The organism is Micromonospora sp. DT233 (assembly GCF_049841815.1).
Classification (GTDB): Bacteria; Actinomycetota; Actinomycetes; order Mycobacteriales; family Micromonosporaceae; genus Micromonospora.
This window is the reverse complement of record NZ_JBNCLB010000001.1, coordinates 340,457-364,737: the sequence shown is the minus strand read 5'-3', so window position 1 is coordinate 364,737 and position 24,281 is coordinate 340,457. Positions and strand designations below refer to the sequence as shown.

Sequence of the window (24,281 nt, the reverse complement as noted above, 5' to 3'; positions counted from 1 at the left end):
CGCACCCGGGACCGCACACCGGCGAGGAGGAGGAGCAGACATGGAACTGACGGTGAACGGCGTCGGGCGCACGCTGCCCGTCGGCGCGACCGTGGCCGAGCTGGTGGCCCGGGTGACCGACCAGCGGCGGGGCCTCGCCGTCGCGGTCAACGGCGAGGTGGTGCCGCGTGGCGGCTGGTCGGCGACGGTCCTGCGCGACGGCGACCGCGTCGAGGTGCTCAGCGCCGCCCAGGGCGGGTGAGCGGGATGTCGGAGCTGGGCTCGCCCCACCGGCCGCCCTTCGAGGTGGGCGGCGAGACGTTCACGTCCCGGCTGATCCTCGGCACCGGCGGGGCGGCCAGCCTCCAGGCGTTGGAGCAGGCGATCCGCGCATCCGGCACCGAGCTGGTCACCCTCGCGCTGCGCCGCGTCGACACCGGTGCCACCGGCGGGCTGCTCGACCTGCTGGATGGGTGCGGGGTGAAGCTGCTGCCGAACACGGCCGGCTGCCACACCGCCGGCGAGGCCGTGAAGGTGGCCCGCCTGGCCCGCGAGGCGTTCGACACCGACTGGGTGAAGCTGGAGGTGATCGGCGACGAGCGGACCCTGCTGCCCGACGGGGTGGAGCTGCTGCGCGCCGCCGAGGAGCTGGTGGCCGACGGGTTCACCGTGCTGCCGTACACGTCGGACGATCCGATCCTGGCCCGCCGGCTCGCCGACGTCGGCTGCGCCGCCGTGATGCCGGCCGGAGCGCCGATCGGCTCCGGCCTCGGGGTGAACAACCCGCACCACATCCGGCTGATCCGGCAGAGCGTCGACGTGCCGGTGATCCTGGACGCCGGGATCGGCACCGCCTCCGACGCGGCGCTCGCCATGGAACTGGGCTGCGACGCGGTGCTGCTGGCCAGCGCCGTCACCCGGGCCGCCGACCCGGTGGCGATGGCCACCGCGATGCGGCACGCGGTCCACGCCGGTTGGCTCGCCGCCGGGGCGGGTCGCATTCCCCGCCGCTTCCACGCCCTCGCGTCGACCCCCGACGAGGGCAGGCCGCAGCTGTGAGCGGCACCGGGCCCGGCGCGGGACCCGACGCCGCGACGCGTGGCGGAACCCGGGCGGCCCCGGGGCCGCCACCCGCCGGGAACGCGCGGGTTCCGACCGGCGTGGTCGTGCTGACCGACCGGCGGCAGGCCCGCCGGGACCTCGTCGAGGTGGTGGCCGCCGCGGTCGCCGGGGGCGTGCGGTGGGTGGTGCTGCGCGAGCGGGACCTGCCGCGCGCCGAACGGGTCGCCCTGGCCGCCCAGCTGCGGCCCATCCTCGCCGAGGCGGGCGGCACCCTGGTCGTCGCCGGCCCCGATCCCCTCGGCGGCGACGCCGTCCACCTGCCGGCCGCCGGCCCGTACCCGCCGCCGCGCCTGCGCCTCGTCGGCCGCTCCTGCCACGACGCCGCCGAGCTCGCGAGGCTCACCACCGAGGACTACGCCACCCTCTCCCCGGTGTATCCGAGCAGGTCGAAGCCGGGGTACGGGCCACCGCTGGGCACCGAGGGCCTGGCCGGGCTGATCCGGCGCAGCCCCGTACCCGTGCTGGCCCTCGGGGGAGTGCAGACACCGCAACGGGTGCGCGCCTGCCTGCGGGCGGGCGCCGTCGGGGTGGGGGTCCTCGGCGCGATCATGCGGGCCGCCGACCCCGCCGAGGCGGCCGCCGCCCTGACGACCCACGCCACGACCACCAGCGAAAGGCAGGGGCGACCGCTGTGACACCGACGACCGTGCTCACCATCGCCGGCTCCGACTCCGGCGGGGGCGCCGGCATCCAGGCCGACCTCAAGGTCTTCGCCGCCCTCCGCGCGTACGGGACGAGCGTGCTCACCGCCGTCACCGCGCAGAACACCCGGGGCGTGGACGCCGTGCTGTCGCTGCCGCCGCGCACGGTGGCCGAGCAGCTCGACAGCGTGCTCGCCGACTTCCGCGTCCGGGCGGTGAAGACCGGCATGCTCGGCACCCCGGGCGTCGCCGAGGTCGTCGCCGAGGCGGCGCGGGCGGGCCGGCTGCCCCACCTCGTCGTCGACCCGGTGCTCGTGGCCACCAGCGGGCACCGGCTCGGCGTGGTCGAGGCGGTCGAGCGGCTGCTGCCGTACGCGCGGGTGGCGACGCCGAACTGCGCGGAGGCCGCAGCCCTGACCGGACGCCCGGTGACGACGGTCGAGCAGATGGCGACCGCCGCCGAGACCCTCGGCGGCGCCGGCCCGGCGTACGTGGTGGTCACCGGCGGGGACCTGGACGCCGGGGGCGAGTCGATCGACGTGCTGCACGGCGACGGCGACACCGTCCTGCTGCGCGCGCCCCGGGTGCCGACCCGACACAGCCACGGGACGGGGTGCTCGTTCTCGGCGGCGATCGCCGTGCGGCTGGCGCTGGGCGATCCGGTGCCGGTGGCGGTGCAGGCCGCCAAGGAGTACGTCACCCACGCGCTGACCGGCGCCCAGAGCTGGGAACTGGGCGCGGGACGCGGCCCGCTGGACCACTTCGGCTGGTCCGGCTGATCGACCCGGCTGGCCGGCTCAGTCCCGGTGGTGGCGCCCGGAGGGCCGCTGCGGGCGTTCCCCGCTGGCGTCGGGCCTGCCTTCCAGGTCGGGTACGGGCCGGGCGAGGCCGGTGACCCAGTCGACGTACTCCTCTTCCTGAGCCGGCAGCGGCTCCTGCTCCCGGCGGTCGTCCCGCTCGGACGTCGGGTCCGCGTCGTCGTCGCCCCGCGTCCGGCCGCGCCGGAACAGGGCCCGGCGCAGCCGGGAGCGGCCGCCGGCCGGTTCCTCCGCCGCGTCCCCGGGCGGCTGCGGGGCTTCGGGGGCCGTCCCGCCCTCGGGTGCGCCGCCGTCGACCTGCCCGTGCCCGGTCGGGTCACCGGTGCTCTTCGCGTACCCGGTCAGGTCGTCGTCGGCCCGACCGGGCCGGGCCGGGGCGGGGATCGAGGGCTGCGCCCCGTCCCGTTGGCTGCCGAGGGCCGGCGGGGGTGCCTGCCCGGCGGCGGGCTCCCGGTCGGCCGCCGGGGGGCGGGCCCGGCGGGTGGCGGTGCCGAACGCGTCCCAGTTCGCCGCCCGGTCCAGGTCCGGCAGCGGCAGCCGGGGACGCGGACGCGGGGCCGGATCCACGGGGGCCGGGCCGCCCTCAAGCGCAGTCGGGGCGGACCAGTCCCGGTCGGAGTCGACCGTCCAGGCCGCCTCGGGCGGGGCGGGGGGCACCACGTCGTCGACGGCGGGCGCCTCGAAGAAGAAGACCGGTCGGGGCCGGCGGCGCGGTTGGACCACCGGCGGAGTGGCGCTTCCGGCCGGCTCGACGGTCGGCGGGTCGGGCCGTACCCCGGTTGCCGGGGTTCCCGCGCCCCGCTGCTCGCCGGCAAGGTCGTCGATTGCCGACGCACCGTCCGTGCCGGCCCGCGCACCGGCGTCGGCACCGTCGCCCGCAGCGGGTCCCGTGCTGCCGGCGAGGCCCGTGACGGTGGTGCCGGCGGAGTCCGCCGCTGCCGCCGGCTCGGGGCGGGCCGGGGGCGCGACCTGCGCCGTCGGGGTGAGTGGGGCCGGGTCCACCGGGTCGACGTCGCTGCCGGCGACGGGCGCGTCCGTGGCCTTGGTGGCGGCGACGGGCGCGTCCGTGGCCTCGGTGGCGGCGACGGGCGCGTCCGTGGCCTTGGTGGCGGCAGCCGAGGCCGTCGTGGGCGCACCGGGGTCGGCGGCCGCCGGGGTGACGGTCGCCGTGGCGGTGGATTCCTTCGGCTTCCGGGTCCGCTTGGGCCGACCGGCCGTGACCAGGCCCGTCGCGTCCGCGTCGACGGAGCCGGTGGCGGGCGGGGTCGGGAGGGTGGTGGGGGTGGGCGCGGCAGGCGTGGGCGGGGTCGGGACGGGGGTGGGCGCGGTTGTGGCGGCGGTGGGGGTGGTCGCGGCGTCTGCGTCGAGAGCCGGGGAGGTGGGCCGCACCGGCGCCGGGTCGTCGAGGGCGGCGGGCACCGGGGGGGCGTCCTCGCCCACCGGCTGTGGCACCGGCGCGGCGGGCGCGTCGGGGGTGGCCGCCGCGCCGCCGGCGGCGGGTGTGTCGGCCTGCGCCGTGTCGGTCCGTGTCGTGTCGGTCCGCGCGGTGTCGGTCCGTGTCGTGTCGGTCCGCGCGGTGTCGGTCCGCGCCGTGTCGGTCTGCGCCGGCAGGGCCGCCGCACCGGCGGTCCCGGCTGCCTCGCCGACGCTCTCCGCTTCTTCGCCGACCCTTCCGGCGGCCTCGCCGGCGCTCCCGGCCGAGGGTGGCCACTCCCAGTGCGCCGGCGTGCCTCCGGCCGAACCGCCACCGGCCGGGCTGCCCTCGGTCGGCGTGGTGCGGTCGCGGGTGATGCCCGCGCTGTCGTACCGCAGCGGGTCGCCGACGGTCGAGGGGACCCGGCGGGCGGCGGCCTCCGGGTCGCCGTCCGTGGCGCGGGCCGCCGGGGCGCTCGGCGCGGTGGCCAGCGGCCGGAGGATGTCGGTGGGCTCGATCGCCGACGGGCCGGCGCCCTCGGCCGGCGCCACGGACGGCGCGGCCCGGTGGTCGACGGCTTCGCTCCGGGGGACGAGCGGCCAGCGGAGCAGGGCGGCGGCGGTGGCGCCCAGCACGCCGGTGACCACCGCGATCAGGGCGCCGTAGTACGGCGCGAGCTGGTACCGGTCGGCGGAACCGCCGGGACCGGCGGCGAGATAGGAGAAGGCGACCAGCACGGGACCCGCCGCGCCGGACAGGCCGCCGATCAGCGGGGAGTGCCCGCGCCGCCGGGCCAGCAGGCCCGAGGTCACGCCGAGGAGCAGGGCCACCAGCGGCAGGAGCAGCGGGGCCAGCCGTTGCGCCGGGCCCGCGGCGAGCCAGTCGGGCTCGAAGACCCCGAGCCGTACGGTCGGCAGCGGGCCGGTGCCGACCAGGGCCGGCAGGGACGAGACCAGGGCGATCAGCCAGACCGCGCCGACGGTCATCGTCACGTTCCAGCCGAGCGGGGGCCGCAGCAGCACGGCCAGCGCCGCCCCGCCGCCGACCACCGCGCCGAGGATCGCGCAGATGCCGACCGCCCACACCGGGTCGACGCCGTTCAGTTGGGTCGACCGGGCCGGCTGCATGCACAGTGGGGCGACGACCATCGCGCCCAGCGCCGCCGCGCCGGCCAACCGCAGCCGGCCGGTGGTGGTGGCCGCGCCCGCGGCGCGGGCCAGCTGCGCGCTCACCACCGCCCCGGCCACGGCGGCGGACGCCGCGAACCAGCCCACCCAGACCAGTTGGGCGGGCCACCGGTTGACGGTGGCGTCGGTGAAGTCGCCGGTGATCCGGACGATGCCGAACCCGTACGCCATGCCGAGCTGACCGGCCCCGACCAGCATGCTCAGCCCGAGCGCGCCGAGCAGCGCCTTACCCCACGTGCGAACGGCCATGGCGCGCACGTTACGGCCAGGTGCGCCCGATCGCCACCTTGGCGCGGCGCGGCGACGCGCCCGGCCTGCGGCTATGTGAGCGCGACCGGCCAGCCGGATCCGTCGTGTCCCCGGCCTCGCACGGGCGAGCGATCGGCCGGCCGATCGGCGCGGGGGGTCCGGTCGCCGGTGACGGGCAGGTGTGCCGCCGCTCTGCCGCCGCTCTGCCGCCGCTCAGCGGCCGGCCGTGAGTTGCGGCAGCACCTCGGCCGCGACGAGGTCCAGGTGATCGAGGTCGGCGAGGTCGATCAGGCGCAGGTGCACCCGGGTGGCACCGATGGCGGCCAGCTCGCCGATCCGCTCGACCAGCTGGGCTGGGGAGCCGATCACCGGGTCCTCCTGCGGGAGGGCGCTCTTGACGTGCATCGGTGCGGCCCGGCGGTGCACCTCGGCGTCGTTGCGCCCGATCGCCACCACGATGCCGGCGGAGAGCACCAGGGGCGCCCGGCCGGATCCCGTACGGCCGTGCCGGTCGCACGCCTCGGTCACCCGCTCGAACGCGGCGGCGGTCTGGGCGACGCTCTTGAACGGCATGTTGAACTCGTCGGCGTACCGGGCGGCCAGCTCCGGGGTGCGCTTGGGGCCGCCGCCACCGACGATCACCGGAGGACCGGGCTGCTGCACCGGCTTGGGCAGGGCGGGCGCGTCCACCAGGCGGTAGTGCTCGCCGTGGAAGCTGTAGGTCTCGCCGGGCGGGGTGCGCCACAGGCCGGTGAGCACCTCGAGCTGCTCGCCGAGCCGGTCGAAGCGTTCCCCCACGGCGGGGAAGGGAATGCCGTACGAGAGGTGCTCCCGCTCGTACCAGCCCGCGCCGATGCCCAGCTCGACCCGGCCGCCGCTCATCTGGTCGACCTGGGCGACCATCACCGCCAGCGGGCCGGGCAGCCGGAAGGTGGCGGAGGTGACCAGGGTGCCGAGCCGGATCCGGGAGGTCTCCCGGGCCAGCGCGGCCAGGGTGAGCCAGGCGTCGGTGGGGCCGGGCAGCCCGGGGTCGGCGCCCATGGACTGGTAGTGGTCGGCTCGCAGGAAGCCCTCGAACCCGCCGGCCTCGACGGCCTGGGCGAAGCGCAGCTGGTCGTCGTAGGTGGCGCCCCGGTGCGGCTCGGTGAAGATGGTCACCCGCATGGTCATCGCCCGTCCGCGCCGACGGGCGAGAGCCGGCCGGGGCCGGCCGGGGCGTCGCGCTCCATCAGCAGCTCGTGCAGCTCGGCGCTGACCCGGGCCACGTCGGCGAGGTGGGCGTTGCGGCCGAGGGTGCGGGGGCGGGGGATGTCCACCTCGACCACCGAGCGGATCCGGCCGGGGCGGGGGCTGAGCACGACCACCCGGTCGGCCAGCAGGACCGCCTCGTCGATCGAGTGGGTGACGAAGACGATGGTGGCGCCGCTGGTCATGTGCACCCGCTGGAGCTCACCGGAGAGTTCCTCACGGGTGAGCGCGTCGAGGGCGGAGAAGGGCTCGTCCATGAGCATCACCCGGGGGCCGCCGATGAGCGAGCGGCACAGCGACACCCGCTGCTGCATGCCGCCGGAGAGCTCGTGCGGCAGCCGCTTCTCGAACCCGGCCAGCCCGGCCAGTTCGAGTAGTTCCCGGGCCCGGTCGCGGTGCTTGGCCCGTTTCCAGCCGAAGACCTCCACGGGCAACAGAACATTGTCCAACACCGACCGCCAGGGCAGCAGGGCGGGTCGCTGGAACAGCATGGCGATGTCCCGGCGGGGCCGGGTGATCGGCGTGCCGGCGACGGTGATCTGCCCTGAGGTGACCGGCAGCAGGCCGGCGATCATCCGCAGCAGGGTGGACTTTCCGCAGCCTGAGCGGCCCAGCACGGCAACGAACTCGCCCTCGGCGATATCGAGGTCGATGCCGCGCAGCGCTTCGACTCGGCCGGACCGGCCGTCGAACGTACGGGACACCTCGGACAGTCGAATCATGGCCGCTGCCTCCCTGAGTGGACCATCAGGACCGCAGCCAGGGTAGCCCGCCGTCCGGCGGCTGACCGGCCCCGGGGTGAATTTCAGTTCGTTTCCGTTCCGCAACAGACACTCCTCGCTACACCGGCAGGTCCCTTGCGTAGTCTGTGCCCGCGAGAAGTCCCCCCACGACGGTGGCGTCGGCTCCCCCCTCTGTCGACGCCGTCGCTCTCGACGACCCGCCCAGGGACACATCGTCCCTGGTCGGAAAGGACATGATGCACATGAACAGGCTGACCCGCACGGTCGCCACGGCCGCTCTGGCCACCACCCTCGCCCTGGTGTCCGCTTGCAGCGGCGGATCGGGCTCCTCCGACGCCGCAGCCGGCGACGGCAAGGGGCTGGAGAAGGTGACTTACCTCACGTCGTTCGGCAACTTCGGCCGTGACTCCTACGCCTGGGTGGCGAAGGAGAAGGGCTTCTTCAAGGAGGCCGGCTTCGACGTCGAGATCAAGCCCGGGCAGGGCACCGGCGGTGTGATCCAGACCATCGTGGGTGGTCAGGCCGACTTCGGCCCGATCGACCTCACCGGCGGTCTGCTGCAGTTCGGCAACGGCCAGGCGAAGGACTTCGTCGCCGTCGCGGCGATCCAGCAGCGCACCATGGCGGCCATCGTGTCCGTCGAGGGCAAGCAGATCGCCTCCCCGAAGGACCTGGAGGGCAAGAAGCTCGCCGACACCCCCGGCTCCGTGGTCCGTAACCTCTTCCCGACGTACGCCAAGCTCGCCGGCGTGGACGCCAGCAAGGTGACCTGGGTCAACGGCGAGGCGCAGACCCTGATGGGCACGCTCGCCTCCGGCTCGGTCGACGGCATCGGCCAGTTCGTCGTCGGCCAGCCGACGGTCGAGCTGATCACCAAGAAGAAGGCCGTCATGCTGCCGTACAGCAACGTGATGCAGGACCTCTACGGCAACGTGCTGATCACCTCCAGCAAGATCGCCAAGGAGAAGCCCGAGATGGTCAAGCGGTTCTCCGGCGCCCTGATGAAGGGCCTGGAGTACGCGCTGACCAACCCGCAGGAGGCGGCCGACATCCTGAAGAAGAACGTCGACGCCAGCGACCCGGCCGCCGCCGCCGCCGAGCTCCAGCTCATGGCGGGCTACGTCCGGTCCAGCAACTCGGGCACCAAGATCGGCACGCTGGACAGCGGCCGGGTCGCCAAGAGCATCGCCATTCTCCAGGCCACCGGGTCGCTCAAGCTGAACATCACCCCGGACCAGATCATCGACTTCAGCCTCACGCCGAAGGCCTGAGCGGTTCGACCATCAACGGAGGCACGCCCCGCCGGCCTTCCGGCGGGGCGTGCCTCCGTTGACGTTTTCCGGCCCTCGCGCCGGTTGGAGAGGAGGAGAAGATGACCGACCTCCGGTCAGCCGAGTCGGCCGCCGCGTCCCGGCACGCCGACCCCGGCACCACGAGCAGCCATCCCGCCATCACACCCTCGGGTCCCGTCCACACACCCGGCCGCGCCGGCTTCGGCGCGGGCGTCCGCAACGGGCTGAGCGCCGCCCTGCTTCCCGTCGCCGGCCTGCTGGTCGCCTTCGCGGCGTGGTGGCTCACCGCCCGGCTGGAGCTGGTGCACCCCGCCGCCCTGCCCACCCCCGGTTCGGTGCTGTCGGCGTTCACCGACAAGCCCGACAAGATGCTCGAACACGCCGGCGTCACCCTGCTGGAGATCCTGCTCGGCTTCGCGCTCTCCGCGGTGGCCGGGGTCCTGCTCGGGCTCTCACTGGCCGCCTCGCGGACCGTGGAGCGGATGTTCACCCCGCTGCTGGTCGCGGTCAACGCGGTGCCGAAGATCACCCTCGGACCGCTGCTGGTGGTGGCCCTCGGCTGGGGCCAGCAGCCCATCCTGACCATGGTCTTCCTGCTGTGCTTCTTCCCGATCGTGCTCTCCACCGCGACCGGCCTGACCACCACCCCGGCGGACCTCGCCGAGCTGGTCCGGTCCTGGAACGCCTCCTGGTGGCAGGCGTTCCGCAAGGTGCGCTTCCCGGCCGCGCTGCCGCAGATCTTCGTGGGGCTGAAGGTCGCCATGCCGCTGGCCGCGATCGGCGCGGTGATCGGCGAGTTCCAGGCCGGGGAGCGCGGGCTTGGCTTCGTGATCACCCAGTACGCGGGCATCGGCGACACCGCCACCGCCTGGGTGGCGATCATGCTGGTGGCGCTGATCAGCATCGCGCTCTACTCGGCGCTGGTCTTCCTGGAGCGGCTGGCCCTGCCGTGGGTTCGGGAGACCACCTCGACCAGGTGAACGGGGACACCCCGGCCGACCGGTTCGTCCGGTCCGCCGGGGTGTCCGTCGTCGGCCGCCGGGGTGTCCGTCGTCGGCCGGGAGGCTCAGCCGGCCAGCCGCCAACGACCGCCCCGGGCCACCAGGGTGGTCAGGGCCTGCGGCATCAGCCCGGAGTGGTTGTCCGGGGTCAGCCGGATCGGGCCGGAGAGCCCGTCGAGCTGGGCGGTCTCCAGCACGTCGCGCAGGCCGTCCCGGTCCACCGTGTCGGGCTTGCCGCCGTCGCGCAGCTCGGCGTCGACGATGAGCTGGACGGCGTCCGCGGCGAAGGACGAGAAGCCGTTGTAACCGCCGAACCGGGCCGTGTAGTCCTGGAACCACTGGCGGCGGGCCGCCTTGGCCGGGGTGGTGGCGATGACGTCGTCGATGACCATGGTCTGGGTGAAGATCAGCGTGGCCTGCTCGGTCGAACTGGAGGACGCGCCGAGGAACAGCTCGCTGGCCGCCGTGGCGTCGAAGAAGAGCGCGCCCTTGAACTTGACCTTCTTGGCCTCGTCGGCGGCGAGCATCGCCTGCTCCGGCGGCGTCCAGACCACCAGCGCGTCGGTCTTGCCCGTACCCTCGGTGGTCAGGGCGCGGACCGGCTGGCGCAGGTCGGTGTCGGTGGCCTTGACGGTCTCGGCGGCGGCCATCTTGATGCCGGCCTTCTTGAACTCGCTGCGCAACGCGGCGAGCCCCTCGCTGCCGTAGCTGTCCGCGCTGCTCAGGACCGCGGCCTTGCGTACGTTGCGACGGCCCAGCTCGGCGGTGAGGGCGGCGGCGCTGTCGCCGGCGTTGGGGGCGAGCTTGAACATGTACCGCCGGTCCGCCACCGGGCTGGCGACCGCGCCGGACGGGGCGAGGGCGATGGTGGGGATCTTCTTCTCGTTGACGGTGCCGACGGCACCGACGGCGCAGGCGTCGCAGCCGCCCATGATGATGGCGGTCACCTTCGGGTCGTTGCCGAAGTCACCCACGTTGCGCAGCGACTCGCTGGCGTCCGAGCGGTTGTCCTTGACCTTGAGGTCGATCTTTCGGGCGCCCAGGGCGCCCGAGGCGTTCAGCTGCTCGACCTTCAGGTCCAGGGCGCGCTTGTACGCCTTGCCGGCCGGTGCCGCCGAGCCGGACAGTTCCAGGTCCACCGCGATCACGATGGGGCTCGTGTCCTGCTCCTCCGCGCCGAGTTGGCAGCCGGTGAGCGTGGTGGCCAGAATGGCCGAGGCGAGCGCCGTGATGGTCACGGAGCGGATGGGGATCAACTCAGTCCTCCAGGTGCGGCGCGGGCACTGCCCGGTCACCGCCGCTTGATCCGTCCTCAGTGGAGAAACGGGATTGGTCTGCCGTACGGTGTGCGCGAAGCCTGCAAAACCTTGCCAATGTCGGGCCCTGTGGTCAAGCTGCGGATGCTCTGGAGCTTTCGGGATGACTGTCCCACATGCTGGGGTCACCTGATGTTTATAAACGCTCACTTTGCATAAGCGCCTGACCACCTTGGAGTTACATGCCCTGCTCAGGGGCTTGAGAAAATGAAGGTATTAGTTGACCGGATCACGCGATGAGTGCCGTGCGACCGTTTCCTGCCTCACTGCGGCTTCCCAAACACGATCATCTCTGATGAAATCGCGGCCGTGCCGCGCGCGGCGCTGTGCGCTGCACCGGCCACGGGTCGGCGGTTCAGGCGTGGAAGAAACGACGGAGGCGATGTCGTGAGCACCGGACCTACGACCCTGCCCGATAGCGGCGAGTCGGACGAGCGGAGTCGGCGTCGCCGGCTACCGCGCCTCCGCGACGCCAAGATCCGCTCGAAGTTGGCGCTGATCCTGGTCGTGCCGGTGGCCGCGGTGATCGCGCTCGCCACCGTCCGACTGGTCTCCACCGGCGAGGGCGCGATGGAGGCGACCCGGCTCCAGGCACTGACCGAGCTGTCGACCGACATCTCCGCGCTCACCCAGGACCTGCACAAGGAGCGGATGGCCGCGGCCAGCTTCCTGGCCGCGCCCGGCCAGCGGGCCGATGGTTACAACCTGCGGGTGCGCAGCACGGACGCCCGCATCGAGCAGTACAACGCCGAGCGTGACCGGGTCGGCGACGTCCCGGACGCCGTGCGCGACCGCCTCAAGGGCATCGACGACCACCTGGCGACGCTGAACAGCACCCGGCAGGAGGTCCTGGACCGCCAGCAGATGCCGGTGGCCGAGGCCGCGCTGCGCTACGGGGTCATCCTCACCGACCTGGTCTCCTACAACGACGCCCTGGCCCAGTTGCCCGGCCAGGAGAGCCTGGCGGACACCCGCCGGGCCGTGGCCGCGTTCGCCCACGCGAAGGCGGCGGTCGCCGAGGAGGAGGCGGTCGCGTTCACCGCGCTCGCCGCCGGCCGCCTCGACGAGGAGCAGTTCTCCTCCTTCGTGGCCACCCTGACCAGTCAGCAGGAGGCGCTGCTGGCCTTCTCGCTGGCCGCCGACCCGACCCAGCGGGCCCTCGTCGACAGCACCGTCTCCGGTGACGCGGTGACGCTCGCCGACCGGGTGGCCGCCGACCTGACCCGATCGGTCGGGCAGGACGCGCCGGTCACCGCGGCCGACGCCACCTCGTCCATCGGCGCGGTCAACGACCTGATGCGCTGGGCCGAGATCCGGCTGCAGGAGCGGCTGCTCAGCCAGACCGAGGAAGCCCGCTCGAACGTCATCCAGCAGGCCGTCATCGAGTCGGTGCTGGTGCTGCTGACCCTGATCGTCGCCGTCACGCTGGCCGTGGTGCTGGCCCGGTCGCTCAACCACTCGCTGCGCCGGCTGCGCGAGGGCGCCCTGTCGGTGGCCAACCACGACCTGCCCGACGCGGTCGCCCGGCTGCAGAACATCGGCAGCGTCGGCGACGGCGGGGTGGAGGAGATCGTCCGGCAGGTCCGGGACCCGATCAAGCTCACCAACCGCGACGAGGTCGGTCAGGTCGCCCTGGCGTTCAACGTCGTGCACCGGGAGGCCGTCCGGGTCGCCGCCGAGCAGGCCGCGCTGCGGACCAGCGTCTCGGCGATGTTCCTCAACCTGGCCCGCCGCAGTCAGACCCTGGTCGACCGGATGATCGGCGAGCTCGACGCGATCGAGCGCGGCGAGGAGGACCCCAAGCGCCTCGCCCAGCTCTTCGAGCTCGACCACCTGGCCACCCGAATGCGCCGCAACGACGAGAACCTGCTGGTCCTCGCCGGTGCCGACTCGGCCGTGCCCCGGCGCGACGACGCGCTGCTGATCGACGTCCTGCGGGCCTCGCAGTCCGAGGTGGAGCAGTACAACCGCATCGAGTTCGGCACCGTCGACACCGACATCTCGGTGGCCGCGCACGCCGTCAACGACGTGGTCCGCCTCGTCGCCGAGCTGCTCGACAACGCCACCCGCTTCTCCCCGCCGAACACGGTGGTGGTCGCCGACGGCCGGCGCATCCGCGACTACGTGCTGATCCAGGTGGAGGACCGGGGCCTCGGCCTGACCGACGAGCAGCTCGACTCGCTCAACCGTCGGCTCGCCAACCCGTCGACCGTCGACGTGGCCGCGTTCCGGCTGATGGGTCTGGCCGTGGTGAGCCGCCTCGCCGCCCGGTACGGCATCCGGGTGGAGCTGCGGCGCAACGTGGAGGGCGGCACCGTCGCCCAGGTGACGCTGCCCAGCTCGACCGTGGTGCTGCCGTCGCTGCGGGGCCGCGAGCCGGCGTCGCTGCCCCCGGCGCGGCAGCCCGCCCAGCTGGAGCAGACGCCGCTGACCCCGAGGGGCCTCGGCGAGCCGGCCGGCGCCGGCCGCACCGCGACGCTGGCCGACCAGTGGCGCAGCAACTCCGCGCCCACGCCGGCCCGCTGGCAGGTGCCGGGGGATCCGGCGCCGGCCTCGCCCTTCGGCGCGCCGACCGTGACCCAGCCGGCCGTGCCGGCCGTCACGCAGGCACCCGCCGGGCCGCCGCCCGCACCGGCACAGCCGGCGTTCGCCTCCGGCGGGCCCGCGCTCGGCAGCCCGACCGTGGCCTTCCCGGCCATCGACCCGCTGCCCCGGCGGACCCTGGGCGGTGCGGCGAACCAGCCGGTCGTCCCCACCGCATCGGCGGCCCCCGCCGCCCCGCTGGCACCGCCGGCCCCGCACGCTCCGCCCGGCGGGTCGAGCAGCAACCACCTGGCACCGAGCGCCGCCGCCCCGGCGACCCCGGTCGTCGCCCGTCCGGCCCAGCCGGCCGAGGCACCGATCTTCCGGGAGATGGAGGCGGTCTGGTTCCGGTCGCACGGCGACGACGTGACGGCGATCTTCCAGCGCCCGAACTTCGACGACCCGAAGGCCGCGCGGCAGCCGTCCGCACCGGCGCGGCCCCCGCTGCCGACCCGTACCCCGGGGGCCACCCCCGCCGACGGCGCTCCCGTCGCCGCGGCCCCACCGCCGGCGTACACCCCGCCGGTGGCCCCGGCTCCCGTCGCGGCCCCGGCTCCCGTCGCGGCCCCGGCGCCCGAGGCGGCCCCGAAGCCCGCGATCGACCCGGAGGCCTGGCGGACCGCCGCCGACGAGGGCTGGTCACGGGCCAGCCGGGCGGCCGAGCCGGCCGCCGCCGGCACCACCCGGTCCGGCCTGCCCAAGCGGGTTCCGCAGGCGCAGCTCGTCCCCGGTGGGATCGAGCCGAAGAGCGGCCGGGACCGCAGCCGGCGCACCCCCGACGAAGTACGTGGCCTGCTGTCGGCCTACCACCGCGGCGTGCAGCGCGGACGGACGGCCGGCACGGACCCCAACAGCACCCCGAACAAGGAGACGAGCCGATGAACAGGCCAGCGGCCATGCAGGACATGGGTTGGCTGCTCACCAACTTCGCCGACAGCGTGGCGGGTATCGCCCACGTGGTGGCGGTGTCAGCGGACGGGCTCCTGCTCGCCTCGTCGCGGGACCTTCCCGCGGACCGGGCCGACCAGCTCGCCGCGATCACCTCCGGGGTGGTGAGCCTGACCGAGGGCGCGGCCCGCATGTTCAGCGCCGGCGGGGTGCTCCAGACGGTCATCGAGATGGACAGCGGCTACCTGTTCCTCATGTCGATCAGCGACGGCTCGTCGATGGCGGTGCTCGCCGCCCGCAGCTGCGACGTCGGCCAGGTCGGATACGAGATGGCACTGCTGGTCGAACGGGTGGGCGCCGCGCTGGTGCCGCTGCCCCGGGACGCGGTGCGCTCGTAGCAGGGCAAGGCCACACGGACGGACCGACGAGGCGTCGACAGGCGACGCCGCGGAAGGAGGTGATCGCGGATGGACCAACGGCGGGAGGACCCGCGCGGCGCGCTGGTGCGGCCGTACGCGGTCACCCGTGGCCGTACGGAGCCGCGTTCGGACATCGCGCTGGAGGCGGTGCTCACGGCCAGCCCCACGGCGGTCGCCGAGTCCCGGTTCGCCGGCCACGACAAGCACCGGATCGCCACGGTCTGCGAGGGCCGGCCGCAGTCGCTGGCCGAGGTCGCCGCGTACACCCGGATGCCGCTGGGTGTCACCAGGGTGCTGGTCGCGGACATGGTGGCCGAGGGCCTGCTCACGCTACACACTGCCGCTCCGCCCGAAGGGTACGAGGAGCGGATGGAAATCCTTGGAAGGGTGCTAAGTGGACTTCGCAGGCTATGACCCGGCCGGGGCACGCCGCAACCGCGGGATCACCTCCGCGAAGATCGTGGTTGCAGGTGGCTTCGGCGTGGGCAAGACGACCCTGGTCGGCGCGGTCTCGGAGATCACTCCGCTGACCACCGAGGCGGTGATGACGGCCGCCGGCGTCGGGATCGACGACCCGTCGAAGGTGCCGGGCAAGCAGACCACCACGGTCGCCATGGACTTCGGCCGGATCACCATGGCCGAGGATCTGATCCTCTACCTCTTCGGCACGCCCGGCCAGACCCGGTTCTGGTTCATGTGGGACGAGATCATCAAGGGTGCGGTGGGCGCGGCGGTGCTCGTCGACACCCGCCGGATCACCGATGCGTTCGCGCCGCTGGACTACTTCGAGAACCGCCGCCTGCCGTACGTGGTGGCGCTCAACCGGTTCGACAACGCGCCGCAGTACGAGCTGGAGGAGATCCGCGAGGCCCTCGCCATCTCGCCCCAGGTGCCGTTGATCATGACCGACGCCCGGCACCGGGAGTCGGTCAAGCAGGTGCTGGTGACCGTCGTCGAGCACGCCATGCTGCGCCTGCAGTCCGAGCACGGGCGGGGCTACCCGGCCCCGGTCGGCTGACACTGCCCGCGTCGTCGGCGGTGGTCCGGTCGTCCGGGTCACCGCCGACGGCGTCGTGGGGTGGTCAGTCGATCCGGAGCCGGTAGCCGCGCTTGATCACCGTCTGCACCACCCGGGGGGCCCGCAGCCCGGCCCGTAACCGGGCCACGGCCATCTCCACGGCGTGCTCGTCCGCGCCGCGCGGCAGCGTCCGCAGCAGGGTGGCGCGGGAGAACACCCGCCCCGGTGCGGCGGCGAGCGCCCGCAGCACCGCCATCGGTGCCGGGGCGAGGTGGCGCAGTTCGCCGTCGACCACGGCGGCGTGGCCGCGCAGGGTCAACAGGTGACCGCCGGCCCGGACGCTGACCGTGCGCCGGGGCAGCTCGTCGACGATCGTGCGGACCAGGGCGCCGAGGCGGGCGCGGCTCGGCGCGCTGACCGGCACGCCCCGGCGTACCAGGGGCTCGGCGGTGACCGCGCCGACGCAGCCGGCCAGCACGTCGCTGCGCAGCGCCGCCAGGACCGTCTCGGCACGGTCCCCGGCGGCGTGCAGCAACGCCTCGGCGGCCGGCGCGGAGGTGAAGGTGACCGCGTCCACCAGCCGACCGGCGACCAGGTCGATCAGCCGGTGCAGGGGCGCCGGGTCGGTCGGCGGGGCCCACCGGTAGACCGGCACCTCGATCACGGTCGCGCCGGCCCGTTCCAGGGCGGCCCGGCACTCGGGCTGCCGGTCGCCGTGCAGCTGCATCGCGACCACCCGCCCGGCCACCCCGTGCCGGACCAGGTGGTCGACGACCTCCTCCCAGCTCTCCGACTCCGGGGACCAGCGGTGGCGCAGCCCGAAGGCGCGCAGCGCACTACGCGCCTTCGGGCCCCGGGCCACCGCGTACGCCTGGGCCAGCACGGCGCGCAGCGGCGCGGCGAGTCCCCAGCCCTCGGCCGCCTCCAGCCAGCCGCGCATCCCGATGCCGGTGTCGGCCATCAGCACGTGCGGCGGGTGCTCCAGGCAGGCGCGGGTCGCCGCGCGCAGGTCGGTGTCGTCGGTCAGCGGCACGATCCGTAGGGCCGGCGCGACCACCACCCGCGCGCCGCGCCGTTGCAGCAGCATGGCCAGCTCGTCGCGGCGGCGGTCCGCGGTGACCCCGATGGTGAAGCCGGCCAGTTCGTCGCGCATTCACCGCTCCCGGTCGCCGCCGCGCCCCGGCCGGGCGCGTCGAAGCACCCGGCACGAGCGGGGCCGTCGGGTCCGCCCACACGGGCCGGGCTGGCGGGGCGGCCGGTGCCGGCGGGGCGGCGTCGTCGTACGGGAGGGGATTCCCTCCGCTGTCGCCGGCCGCGCACCGTCCGTCATGTCCGCAAAGCGTGCCGGCGGGCCGTTTCGACTTCGGGTCTCGGGTGTTTCGCTCCTGTCAAGAAGCACCTCACGCACCCGCCGACCGGGTGGGCGCGACGGCACCCGCGAGGTGCGGGTAAGCCAAACCCGGCGCTATTCCCCGCCCCGCCCCCCGCCCCCCCGCCCCGCCCCCCGCCCCCCCGCCTGCGCCGATCTTGGACTTGTGGTGGCGGACAGAAGTGGTAAATCCCACTTTCGGGGCACCATAAGTCCATGATCGGCGCAGTTAGGGGCGCGGGGGGCGGGGGGGTTAGCCGCTCCCGAGGGTGGTCTTGAGGGGCGGCCTGCCGGATTTGGCTGGCCAGCATGACGGGTCATTCTTCGCAAGGCTGGTCGTTTGCGTGGTTCGGCGGTGGGTGCCCATTGGGATGACCATCGGTCATACCACAGGTAGTCTGGGCGGCATGACTGCCAAGGTGACGCTGTCGTTCTCCGACGAGACGATCGAGGAGGCGCGGCGGTTCGCCCGGCGCGAAGGGCTGTCGCTCTCCGCCTGGATGGACCGGGCCGCCCGGGAGAAGGCGCTGCGCGAGGTCTTCGCCGCGCACGCCGTCGCCGTCGGCCGCGCCGGGGGAGACCTGGAGGCGGCGGCCCTCGCCGACGCCCGCGAGGTGGCGATGGTCGACGACGCGCTCTTCGGTGGGCGGCCACGTGCTGCGTAGGGGGGAGGTGTGGCGCATCTCCGGCGCCCGGGAGCGGCTCGGCCTGGTGGTCAGCTCCGACGTCTACAACTCCACCGACGTGCCGATCGTGATCGTGGCCGAGGTGGTCGAGGAGGCGCTGCTGCGCGACTCGCCGCTGGCCGTGACCATGCACCGGTACGTGGTGATGCCCGACCGGATCTCCTCGCCGATGAAGAAGTGGTTCACCGAGTGCGTGGACGTGGCCGACGCCGACACGATGCTGCGGGTCGGGCGGGCGCTGCGTATCCTCCAGGAGCTCTGACCGCGACGATCCGGGGGCGGCCGGGGCACGCAGCGGCCCGTCAGCGCACCCGCGACGACGGGGATCGGTGTGAGCCGTGTCATGATAGGGCGGGCGGCGCGCGCGGGGCGGACCCCCGTTTTGACCTGCCGACGTGCCCCCGAGTATCGTTGCCCGCTGTTGTACGACATCCAGAGGCGTGCCGCATCAGGTACGCTTGGTCGTTCGTGTGCGCCTGTCACCTCGGCGCGCGACCACAGACCGACGACGAGACAAGGTAGACCTGTGCGTACGTACAGCCCGAAGCCGGGTGAGATCGAGCGTCAGTGGCACGTAATCGACGCCTCTGATGTCGTGCTGGGCCGCCTGGCCACCCACGCCGCCACGCTGCTGCGCGGCAAGCACAAGCCGACTTTCGCGCCGCACGTCGACACGGGCGACTTCGTCGTCATCGTGAACGCGGGCAAGGTGGCGCTGACCGGCAACAAGCGGCAGACCAAGGTCGCCTACCGCCACTCCGGTTACCCGGGTGGCCTCAAGCAGGTCGGCTACGAGGAGCTGCTGAGCAAGCGTCCCGACCGGGCCATCGAGCTGGCCGTGAAGGGGATGCTCCCGCACAACAAGCTCGGCCGTCAGCTGATCAAGAAGCTGAAGGTCTACGCCGGTGCCGAGCACCCGCACGGCGCCCAGCAGCCGGTGCCGTTCGAGATCAAGCAGATCGCGCAGTGAGCGCGGGCGAAGGAAGCAGCATGACCGACATCACCGAGACCGAGGTCGCCCCCGAGGCCACCGAGGCGCCGGCGCCCGTCGCCCGCGCGCCCCGTGGCGACCGGCCGATCCAGACCGTCGGCCGCCGCAAGGAGGCCATCGTCCGGGTCCGCCTCGTCCCGGGCACCGGCAAGATCACCTGCAACGGCCAGGAGCTCGAGGCTTACTTCCCGAGCAAGGTGCACCAGCAGCTCATCAAGGACCCGCTGGTGACCGCCGAGAAGCTCGAGGCGTTCGACGTCATCGCCAACCTGCGTGGCGGCGGCACCACCGGCCAGGCCGGTGCGCTGCGGCTCGGCATCGCGCGGGCGCTGATCGTCAACGAGCCCGACGACCGCCCGGCCCTGAAGAAGGCCGGCTTCCTGACCCGTGACGCCCGGGTCAAGGAGAGCAAGAAGTACGGCCTCAAGAAGGCCCGTAAGGCTCCCCAGTACTCGAAGCGCTGATCATCAGCGGCACGTTGTACTTCTGACGAACGGCCGGGTCCGCCTCCCCTCGCGGGAGGTGGCCCGGCCGTTTCGTTTTTTTCGATGCACCATTTCCACGGAGGTTGGCGGGTATGGGCCGGTTGTTCGGCACGGACGGCGTACGCGGGCGGGCAAACGCGGACCTCACTCCCGAGCTGGCGCTCGCGGTGGCGGTCGCCGCCGCGCACACGCTCGCCGAGACGGACCGCAGTCATCCGCCGCTGGCGGTGGTCGGGCGGGACACCCGGGCCAGCGGCGAGATGCTGGAGGCGGCGGTGGTGGCGGGGCTCACCAGCGCCGGAGCGAACGTGGTGCGGGTCGGCGTGCTGCCCACCCCGGCCGTGGCGTTCCTCACCGCCGAGACCAAGGCCGACCTGGGCGTGATGCTCTCCGCGTCGCACAACCCGATGCCGGACAACGGCATCAAGATCTTCGCAGCCGGCGGGCACAAGCTCCCCGACGAGATCGAGATGCGGATCGAGGCGGCCGTCGAGGCGAACGCCGTCACCGCCTGGGACCGGCCGATCGGCGCCGGAGTGGGGCGCGTGCACGACCTGCTCGACGGCGCGGACCACTACGTCGCGCACCTCACCGGGACCCTGCCGCACCCCCTGGACGGGATCAAGGTGGTGGTCGACTGCGCCAACGGCGCGGCGGCCGAGGTGGCGCCCGTGGTGTACCGGGAGGCCGGGGCCGAGGTGATCGCCATCCACGCCGAGCCCGACGGCCTGAACATCAACGACGACTGCGGCTCCAACCACCTCGACGGGCTGCGTGAGGCCGTGGTCGCGCACGGCGCGCACCTGGGCATCGCCCACGACGGCGACGCCGACCGCTGCGTGGCGGTCACCGCCGACGGCGAGGAGGTCGACGGGGACCAGGTGATGGCGATCCTGGCCCTGGCCATGCGCGATGCCGGAACGCTCACCGAGGACACCCTGGTCGCCACGGTGATGAGCAACCTCGGCCTGCGGCTGGCCATGTCCGCGCGGGGCATCCGGCTGGTCGAGACCAAGGTCGGCGACCGGTACGTCCTGGAGGAGCTGCATGCCTCCGGCCTGGCCCTCGGCGGCGAGCAGAGCGGGCACATCGTCATGCCGGCGTACGCGACCACCGGCGACGGCGTGCTGACCGGGCTGCACCTGATGGCCCGGATGGCGCAGACCGGGCAGTCCCTGGCGGAGCTGGCCGCCGTGTTGACCAAGCTGCCGCAGGTGTTGATCAACGTGTCGGTCGGGGACCGTTCGGTGGCCGCCGCCGCGCCCGCCGTCCGGGCCGAGGTCGACCGGGTCGAGGCGGAGCTGGGCGAGACCGGGCGGGTGCTGCTGCGCCCCTCGGGGACGGAGCCCCTGGTCCGGGTCATGGTCGAGGCGGCCACCGAGCGCACCGCCCGCGAGGTCGCCGAGCGCATCGCCGAACACGTCCGCGCCGCCAGCCCCACCGCCTGACCCGCCGGGGCAACCGGTGCCCGGCCGGCTGGGCGTGCGGCCTCAGGCCGGGCTCAGCCGGCCCAGCCGGGCGACGGCCTCGGTGAGCACCTCGGGGCGCTTGCAGAAGGCGAACCGGACCAGCCGCCGGCCCGCCTCGGCGTCGTCGTAGAACACCTGGGTCGGCACGGCGACCACCCCGCAGCGCTCCGGCAGCGACCGGCAGAACTCGACCCCGTCCCGGCCGCCGAGCCGGGTGACGTCGGCGGTGACGAAGTACGTCCCCTCGGGGGTGAGCACGTCGAAGCCTGCGTCGGAGAGGCCGGCGACGAGCTGGTCGCGGCGGGCCCGCATGCCGGCGGTGAAGTCGGCGAAGTACGCGTCCGGCAGAGCGAGGGCCACCGCCACCGCCGGCTGCAACGGGGCCGCGTTGACGAACGTGAGGAACTGCTTGACCCGCAGCACCGCCGAGACCAGCGGGGCCGGGCCGCTGACCCAGCCGACCTTCCAGCCGGTGCAGGAGAACGTCTTGCCGGCCGAGGAGATGCGCAGCGTCCGCTCCCGCATCCCGGGCAGCGTGGCCAGCGGCACGTGGGGGGCCGCGGCGTCGTCGAAGACGAGGTGCTCGTACACCTCGTCGGTCACCGCGTACGCGTCGTGTTCGCGGCAGAGGGCGCCCACCAGCGCCAACTCGTCGGGGGTGAAGACCTTGCCCGTCGGGTTGTGCGGCGAGTTGAGCAGCACCAGCCGGGTCCGTGGCCCGAACGCCGCGCGCAGCGCGTCCGGGTCGAAGGCGTACCGGCCGTCCGCGCCGGGCCGCAGGGTCACCGGCCGCCGGACCGCGCCGGCAAGTGCGATCGAGGCCGCGTACGAGTCGTAGTACGGCTCGAAGCAGACCACCTCGTCGCCCGGTTCGCAGAGGGCGAGGATGGTGGCCGCGATCGCCTCGGTGGCCCCGGCGGTGACGACGATCTCGCCGTTCGGGTCGTACTCCAGGCCCCAGAAGCGGCGCTGGTGCTCGGCGACGGCGGCCCGCAGCGCGGGGACGCCCGGACCGGGCGGGTACTGGTTGTGGCCGCCGCGCAGGGCCTCGGCGGCGGCGGCCAGCATCTCCGGTGGGCCGTCGGTGTCCGGGAAGCCCTGGCCCAGGTTGACCGCGCCGGTGCGCACGGCCAGGGCGGACATCTCGGCGAAGATGGTCGTCCCGAAGGGACGCATCCGCGCAACCAGCGGGTCGACATCGGTGGGTGTCGTCACCCGGGTCAGCCTACGGGCCGCGCGCGGCCGTGCCCAGCGCCGCCGGCCGGGCCCGGCTCGGCCGGCGCCGACATGCCTCCCCCCCCGTTCGATCAAATCGGATGCTTGTTCAACCTGGTTTCGAGCACGCAACATGAGCGAAACTGGGTTAGGCTGGGGATCATGTGTGGAATCGTGGGTTACGCCGGGGCGCGTCCGGCGCTCGGCATCGTGCTCGACGGCTTGCGCCGCCTGGAGTACCGCGGCTACGACTCGGCCGGCGTGGCCGTCGTCTGCGACGACGTGCTGCTGACCGAGAAGAAGGCCGGCAAGCTGGCCAACCTGGAGAAGATGCTGGCCGAGCGCGCCGCCGTCGACCCCGAGGGCTGCGCCGCGAGCCCGATCGGCATCGGCGACGGCACCACCGGGATCGGGCACACCCGCTGGGCCACCCACGGCGGCCCCACCGATCGCAACGCGCACCCGCACGTCGCCCCCGAGGGCCGGGTCGCGGTGATCCACAACGGCATCATCGAGAACTTCGCCAAGCTCCGCACCGAGCTGGAGGACGACGGCGTCCAGTTCGTCAGCGACACCGACACCGAGTGCGCCGCGCACCTGCTCTCCGCCGCGCTGGCCGAGCTGCGGGCCGCCGGTGAGCCGGACAGCCCGCAACTCCTCGTCACCGCCATGCGCGCGGTCTGTCAGCGCCTCGAAGGGGCGTTCACGCTGCTGGCCGTCGACGCCGACGTGCCAGGCGCGGTGGTCGGCGCCCGCCGCAACTCCCCCCTGGTGGTCGGGCGGGGCGACGGGGAGAACTATCTCGCCAGCGACGTCGCCGCGTTCATCGAGCACACCCGCGAGGCCATCGAGCTGGGCCAGGACCAGATCGTCCTGATCACCGCCGACACCGTCGAGATCTCCGACTTCGCCGGCCGGCCCGCGACGGGCAAGGACTTCCACGTCGACTGGGACGCCTCGGCGGCGGAGAAGGGCGGCTACGACTGGTTCATGCTCAAGGAGATCGAGGAGCAGCCGCAGGCCGTCGCCGACACCCTGCTCGGCCGGCTCACCGAGTCCGGCGAGATCGCGCTCGACGAGGTGCGCCTCAGCGACCAGGACCTGCGCGACGTGGACAAGATCTTCATCGTCGCCTGCGGCACCGCGTACCACTCCGGGCTGGTCGCCAAGTACGCCATCGAGCACTGGACCCGGATCCCCTGCGAGGTGGAACTGGCCAGCGAGTTCCGCTACCGCGACCCGGTGCTCGACCGGTCCACCCTGGTCGTGGTGATCTCGCAGTCCGGCGAGACCATGGACACGCTGATGGCGCTGCGCCACGCCAAGGAGCAGAAGGCCCGCATCCTGGCCATCTGCAACACCAACGGGTCGACCATCCCCCGGGAGTCCGACGCCGTCCTCTACACCCACGGCGGGCCGGAGATCGCCGTCGCCTCCACCAAGGCGTTCCTCACCCAGTTGGTCGCCTGCTACCTGATCGGGCTGCACCTGGCCCAGGTGCGCGGCATCAAGTTCGCCGACGAGGTGACCGCCGTGGTGGACCAGCTCCACCAGATGCCCGGCAAGCTGCGCGAGCTGCTGGACCGCATCGAGCCGGTGCGCGAGCTGGCCCGGCAGATCTGCAACGAGCCCACGGTGCTCTTCATCGGCCGGCACGTGGGCTACCCGGTGGCCCTGGAGGGCGCGCTCAAGCTCAAGGAGCTGGCGTACATGCACGCCGAGGGGTTCGCCGCCGGCGAGCTGAAGCACGGCTCGATCGCCCTGATCGACAAGGGCACCCCGGTGGTCTGCATCGTGCCGTCCCCGATCGGCCGGGGCATGCTGCACGACAAGATCGTCTCCAACATCCAGGAGGTGCGGGCGCGGGGCGCCCGGACCATCGTGATCGCCGAGGAGGGCGACGAGGCCGTCGTCCGCTACGCCGACGACCTGATCCGGGTGCCGCGCACCCCGACCCTGCTGGCCCCGCTGGTGACCACCGTGCCGTTGCAGGTGCTCGCGGCGGAGATCGCCGCCGCCCGGGGCCACGACGTCGACCAGCCTCGCAACCTGGCCAAGTCCGTCACCGTCGAGTAGCCGACCGCTCCCACCGGCCCCGCCCGCCCGCCCGGCCCCGCCGCCGGGCGGGCGGGGCCGGTCCCAGGAGTT

Annotated in this window: 22 protein-coding genes; 16 read left to right on the top strand and 6 right to left on the bottom strand. The window is 73.8% G+C overall.

Annotation, left to right across the window (positions count from 1 at the left end):
- Positions 1-40: 40 nt before the first annotated feature.
- From thiS to thiD, 4 genes are all read left to right on the top strand, one after another.
- The gene (gene thiS, locus ACLQ2V_RS01675; RefSeq protein ID WP_425716534.1) at positions 41-241 is read left to right on the top strand and encodes a sulfur carrier protein ThiS; all 201 of its coding nucleotides are present in this window, start codon (positions 41-43) and stop codon (positions 239-241) included.
- 5 nt (positions 242-246) lie between these two features.
- Positions 247-1,038, top strand: a complete 792-nt coding sequence (locus ACLQ2V_RS01670; protein WP_425716533.1) for a thiazole synthase — start codon at positions 247-249, stop codon at positions 1,036-1,038.
- A gap of 101 nt (positions 1,039-1,139) precedes the next feature.
- Positions 1,140-1,736, top strand: a complete 597-nt coding sequence (locus ACLQ2V_RS01665; RefSeq protein ID WP_425716532.1) for a thiamine phosphate synthase — start codon at positions 1,140-1,142, stop codon at positions 1,734-1,736.
- Positions 1,733-2,521: a bifunctional hydroxymethylpyrimidine kinase/phosphomethylpyrimidine kinase gene (thiD, locus tag ACLQ2V_RS01660; protein ID WP_425716531.1), complete on the top strand. Its 789-nt coding sequence runs from the start codon at positions 1,733-1,735 to the stop codon at positions 2,519-2,521. The genes ACLQ2V_RS01665 and thiD overlap by 4 nt, the downstream gene beginning before the upstream one ends.
- Positions 2,522-2,539: 18 nt before the next feature.
- Here thiD and ACLQ2V_RS01655 read toward each other — a convergent pair whose 3' ends face one another.
- The 3 genes from ACLQ2V_RS01655 to ACLQ2V_RS01645 all read right to left on the bottom strand — a co-directional run bounded on the left by ACLQ2V_RS01655 (position 2,540) and on the right by ACLQ2V_RS01645 (position 7,380).
- Positions 2,540-5,410, bottom strand: coding sequence for a hypothetical protein (locus ACLQ2V_RS01655; protein ID WP_425716530.1), 2,871 nt, complete (start codon positions 5,408-5,410; stop codon positions 2,540-2,542).
- Positions 5,411-5,623: 213 nt separating this feature from the next.
- Positions 5,624-6,574, bottom strand: a complete 951-nt coding sequence (locus ACLQ2V_RS01650) for a TIGR03560 family F420-dependent LLM class oxidoreductase (protein WP_425716982.1) — start codon at positions 6,572-6,574, stop codon at positions 5,624-5,626.
- Between the two features lie 2 nt (positions 6,575-6,576).
- The gene (locus ACLQ2V_RS01645) at positions 6,577-7,380 is read right to left on the bottom strand and encodes an ABC transporter ATP-binding protein (RefSeq protein ID WP_425716529.1); all 804 of its coding nucleotides are present in this window, start codon (positions 7,378-7,380) and stop codon (positions 6,577-6,579) included.
- 263 nt (positions 7,381-7,643) lie between these two features.
- Here ACLQ2V_RS01645 and ACLQ2V_RS01640 point away from each other — a divergent pair, with 263 nt between their 5' ends.
- Both ACLQ2V_RS01640 and ACLQ2V_RS01635 read left to right on the top strand, forming a co-directional pair.
- Positions 7,644-8,672, top strand: a complete 1,029-nt coding sequence (locus ACLQ2V_RS01640; RefSeq protein WP_425716528.1) for an ABC transporter substrate-binding protein — start codon at positions 7,644-7,646, stop codon at positions 8,670-8,672.
- 101 nt (positions 8,673-8,773) lie between these two features.
- The gene (locus ACLQ2V_RS01635; RefSeq protein ID WP_425716527.1) at positions 8,774-9,673 is read left to right on the top strand and encodes an ABC transporter permease; all 900 of its coding nucleotides are present in this window, start codon (positions 8,774-8,776) and stop codon (positions 9,671-9,673) included.
- A gap of 86 nt (positions 9,674-9,759) precedes the next feature.
- Here the strand turns inward: ACLQ2V_RS01635 and ACLQ2V_RS01630 are convergent, their stop codons facing one another.
- Positions 9,760-10,950 carry an ABC transporter substrate-binding protein gene (locus ACLQ2V_RS01630; RefSeq protein WP_425716526.1) on the bottom strand — a complete coding sequence of 397 codons (1,191 nt, stop codon included), beginning with the start codon at positions 10,948-10,950 and terminating at the stop codon, positions 9,760-9,762.
- Between the two features lie 447 nt (positions 10,951-11,397).
- Here ACLQ2V_RS01630 and ACLQ2V_RS01625 point away from each other — a divergent pair, with 447 nt between their 5' ends.
- The 4 genes from ACLQ2V_RS01625 to ACLQ2V_RS01610 all read left to right on the top strand — a co-directional run bounded on the left by ACLQ2V_RS01625 (position 11,398) and on the right by ACLQ2V_RS01610 (position 15,918).
- Positions 11,398-14,475 (top strand): nitrate- and nitrite sensing domain-containing protein, encoded by a 3,078-nt coding sequence (locus ACLQ2V_RS01625; protein WP_425716525.1) that lies wholly within the window; start codon positions 11,398-11,400, stop codon positions 14,473-14,475.
- Positions 14,472-14,879 (top strand): roadblock/LC7 domain-containing protein, encoded by a 408-nt coding sequence (locus ACLQ2V_RS01620; protein ID WP_030329975.1) that lies wholly within the window; start codon positions 14,472-14,474, stop codon positions 14,877-14,879. Before ACLQ2V_RS01625 ends, ACLQ2V_RS01620 begins: the two co-directional genes overlap by 4 nt.
- 69 nt (positions 14,880-14,948) lie before the next feature.
- A complete protein-coding gene (locus ACLQ2V_RS01615) occupies positions 14,949-15,314 on the top strand; it encodes a DUF742 domain-containing protein (RefSeq protein WP_425716524.1) in 366 nt (121 codons plus the stop codon).
- Complete coding sequence (locus tag ACLQ2V_RS01610; RefSeq protein ID WP_425716523.1) at positions 15,295-15,918, top strand: GTP-binding protein; 624 nt, start codon at positions 15,295-15,297, stop codon at positions 15,916-15,918. Before ACLQ2V_RS01615 ends, ACLQ2V_RS01610 begins: the two co-directional genes overlap by 20 nt.
- 64 nt (positions 15,919-15,982) lie before the next feature.
- Here the strand turns inward: ACLQ2V_RS01610 and ACLQ2V_RS01605 are convergent, their stop codons facing one another.
- Positions 15,983-17,071, bottom strand: coding sequence for a uroporphyrinogen-III synthase (locus tag ACLQ2V_RS01605; RefSeq protein WP_425716522.1), 1,089 nt, complete (start codon positions 17,069-17,071; stop codon positions 15,983-15,985).
- A gap of 623 nt (positions 17,072-17,694) precedes the next feature.
- Between ACLQ2V_RS01605 and ACLQ2V_RS01600 the strand changes: the two genes are divergently transcribed.
- The 5 genes from ACLQ2V_RS01600 (at position 17,695) to glmM (ending at position 20,897) form a co-directional block, all read left to right on the top strand.
- Positions 17,695-17,952 carry a DUF6364 family protein gene (locus ACLQ2V_RS01600; RefSeq protein ID WP_425716521.1) on the top strand — a complete coding sequence of 86 codons (258 nt, stop codon included), beginning with the start codon at positions 17,695-17,697 and terminating at the stop codon, positions 17,950-17,952.
- On the top strand, positions 17,930-18,235 hold the full coding sequence (locus ACLQ2V_RS01595; RefSeq protein ID WP_425716520.1) for a type II toxin-antitoxin system PemK/MazF family toxin: 306 nt from the start codon (positions 17,930-17,932) through the stop codon (positions 18,233-18,235). The genes ACLQ2V_RS01600 and ACLQ2V_RS01595 overlap by 23 nt, the downstream gene beginning before the upstream one ends.
- A gap of 264 nt (positions 18,236-18,499) precedes the next feature.
- Positions 18,500-18,943 (top strand): 50S ribosomal protein L13, encoded by a 444-nt coding sequence (gene rplM, locus ACLQ2V_RS01590; protein WP_425716519.1) that lies wholly within the window; start codon positions 18,500-18,502, stop codon positions 18,941-18,943.
- Between the two features lie 20 nt (positions 18,944-18,963).
- Positions 18,964-19,428, top strand: coding sequence for a 30S ribosomal protein S9 (gene rpsI, locus ACLQ2V_RS01585; RefSeq protein ID WP_425716518.1), 465 nt, complete (start codon positions 18,964-18,966; stop codon positions 19,426-19,428).
- Between the two features lie 113 nt (positions 19,429-19,541).
- Positions 19,542-20,897, top strand: coding sequence for a phosphoglucosamine mutase (glmM, locus tag ACLQ2V_RS01580; RefSeq protein ID WP_425716517.1), 1,356 nt, complete (start codon positions 19,542-19,544; stop codon positions 20,895-20,897).
- Between the two features lie 42 nt (positions 20,898-20,939).
- Here the strand turns inward: glmM and ACLQ2V_RS01575 are convergent, their stop codons facing one another.
- Entirely contained in the window at positions 20,940-22,133 is a 1,194-nt protein-coding gene (locus tag ACLQ2V_RS01575) for a pyridoxal phosphate-dependent aminotransferase (protein WP_425716516.1), read from the bottom strand.
- Positions 22,134-22,295: 162 nt separating this feature from the next.
- Here ACLQ2V_RS01575 and glmS point away from each other — a divergent pair, with 162 nt between their 5' ends.
- Positions 22,296-24,209 (top strand): glutamine--fructose-6-phosphate transaminase (isomerizing), encoded by a 1,914-nt coding sequence (glmS, locus tag ACLQ2V_RS01570; protein WP_425716515.1) that lies wholly within the window; start codon positions 22,296-22,298, stop codon positions 24,207-24,209.
- The last annotated feature ends 72 nt before the right edge of the window (positions 24,210-24,281 follow it).

Excerpts from the sequence above, each read along its gene's own strand:
- ACLQ2V_RS01600 (WP_425716521.1), top strand. The coding sequence starts at position 17,695 with ATGACTGCCAAGGTGACGCTGTCGTTCTCCGACGAGACGATCGAGGAG.
- ACLQ2V_RS01670 (WP_425716533.1), top strand. The coding sequence starts at position 247 with ATGTCGGAGCTGGGCTCGCCCCACCGGCCGCCCTTCGAGGTGGGCGGC.
- glmM (WP_425716517.1), top strand. The coding sequence starts at position 19,542 with ATGGGCCGGTTGTTCGGCACGGACGGCGTACGCGGGCGGGCAAACGCG.
- ACLQ2V_RS01605 (WP_425716522.1), bottom strand. The coding sequence starts at position 17,071 with ATGCGCGACGAACTGGCCGGCTTCACCATCGGGGTCACCGCGGACCGC.
- ACLQ2V_RS01650 (WP_425716982.1), bottom strand. The coding sequence starts at position 6,574 with ATGCGGGTGACCATCTTCACCGAGCCGCACCGGGGCGCCACCTACGAC.
- ACLQ2V_RS01645 (WP_425716529.1), bottom strand. The coding sequence starts at position 7,380 with ATGATTCGACTGTCCGAGGTGTCCCGTACGTTCGACGGCCGGTCCGGC.
- ACLQ2V_RS01635 (WP_425716527.1), top strand. The coding sequence starts at position 8,774 with ATGACCGACCTCCGGTCAGCCGAGTCGGCCGCCGCGTCCCGGCACGCC.
- ACLQ2V_RS01640 (WP_425716528.1), top strand. The coding sequence starts at position 7,644 with ATGAACAGGCTGACCCGCACGGTCGCCACGGCCGCTCTGGCCACCACC.
- thiS (WP_425716534.1), top strand. The coding sequence starts at position 41 with ATGGAACTGACGGTGAACGGCGTCGGGCGCACGCTGCCCGTCGGCGCG.
- ACLQ2V_RS01615 (WP_425716524.1), top strand. The coding sequence starts at position 14,949 with ATGGACCAACGGCGGGAGGACCCGCGCGGCGCGCTGGTGCGGCCGTAC.
- glmS (WP_425716515.1), top strand. The coding sequence starts at position 22,296 with ATGTGTGGAATCGTGGGTTACGCCGGGGCGCGTCCGGCGCTCGGCATC.
- rpsI (WP_425716518.1), top strand. The coding sequence starts at position 18,964 with ATGACCGACATCACCGAGACCGAGGTCGCCCCCGAGGCCACCGAGGCG.
- ACLQ2V_RS01655 (WP_425716530.1), bottom strand. The coding sequence starts at position 5,410 with ATGGCCGTTCGCACGTGGGGTAAGGCGCTGCTCGGCGCGCTCGGGCTG.
- ACLQ2V_RS01620 (WP_030329975.1), top strand. The coding sequence starts at position 14,472 with ATGAACAGGCCAGCGGCCATGCAGGACATGGGTTGGCTGCTCACCAAC.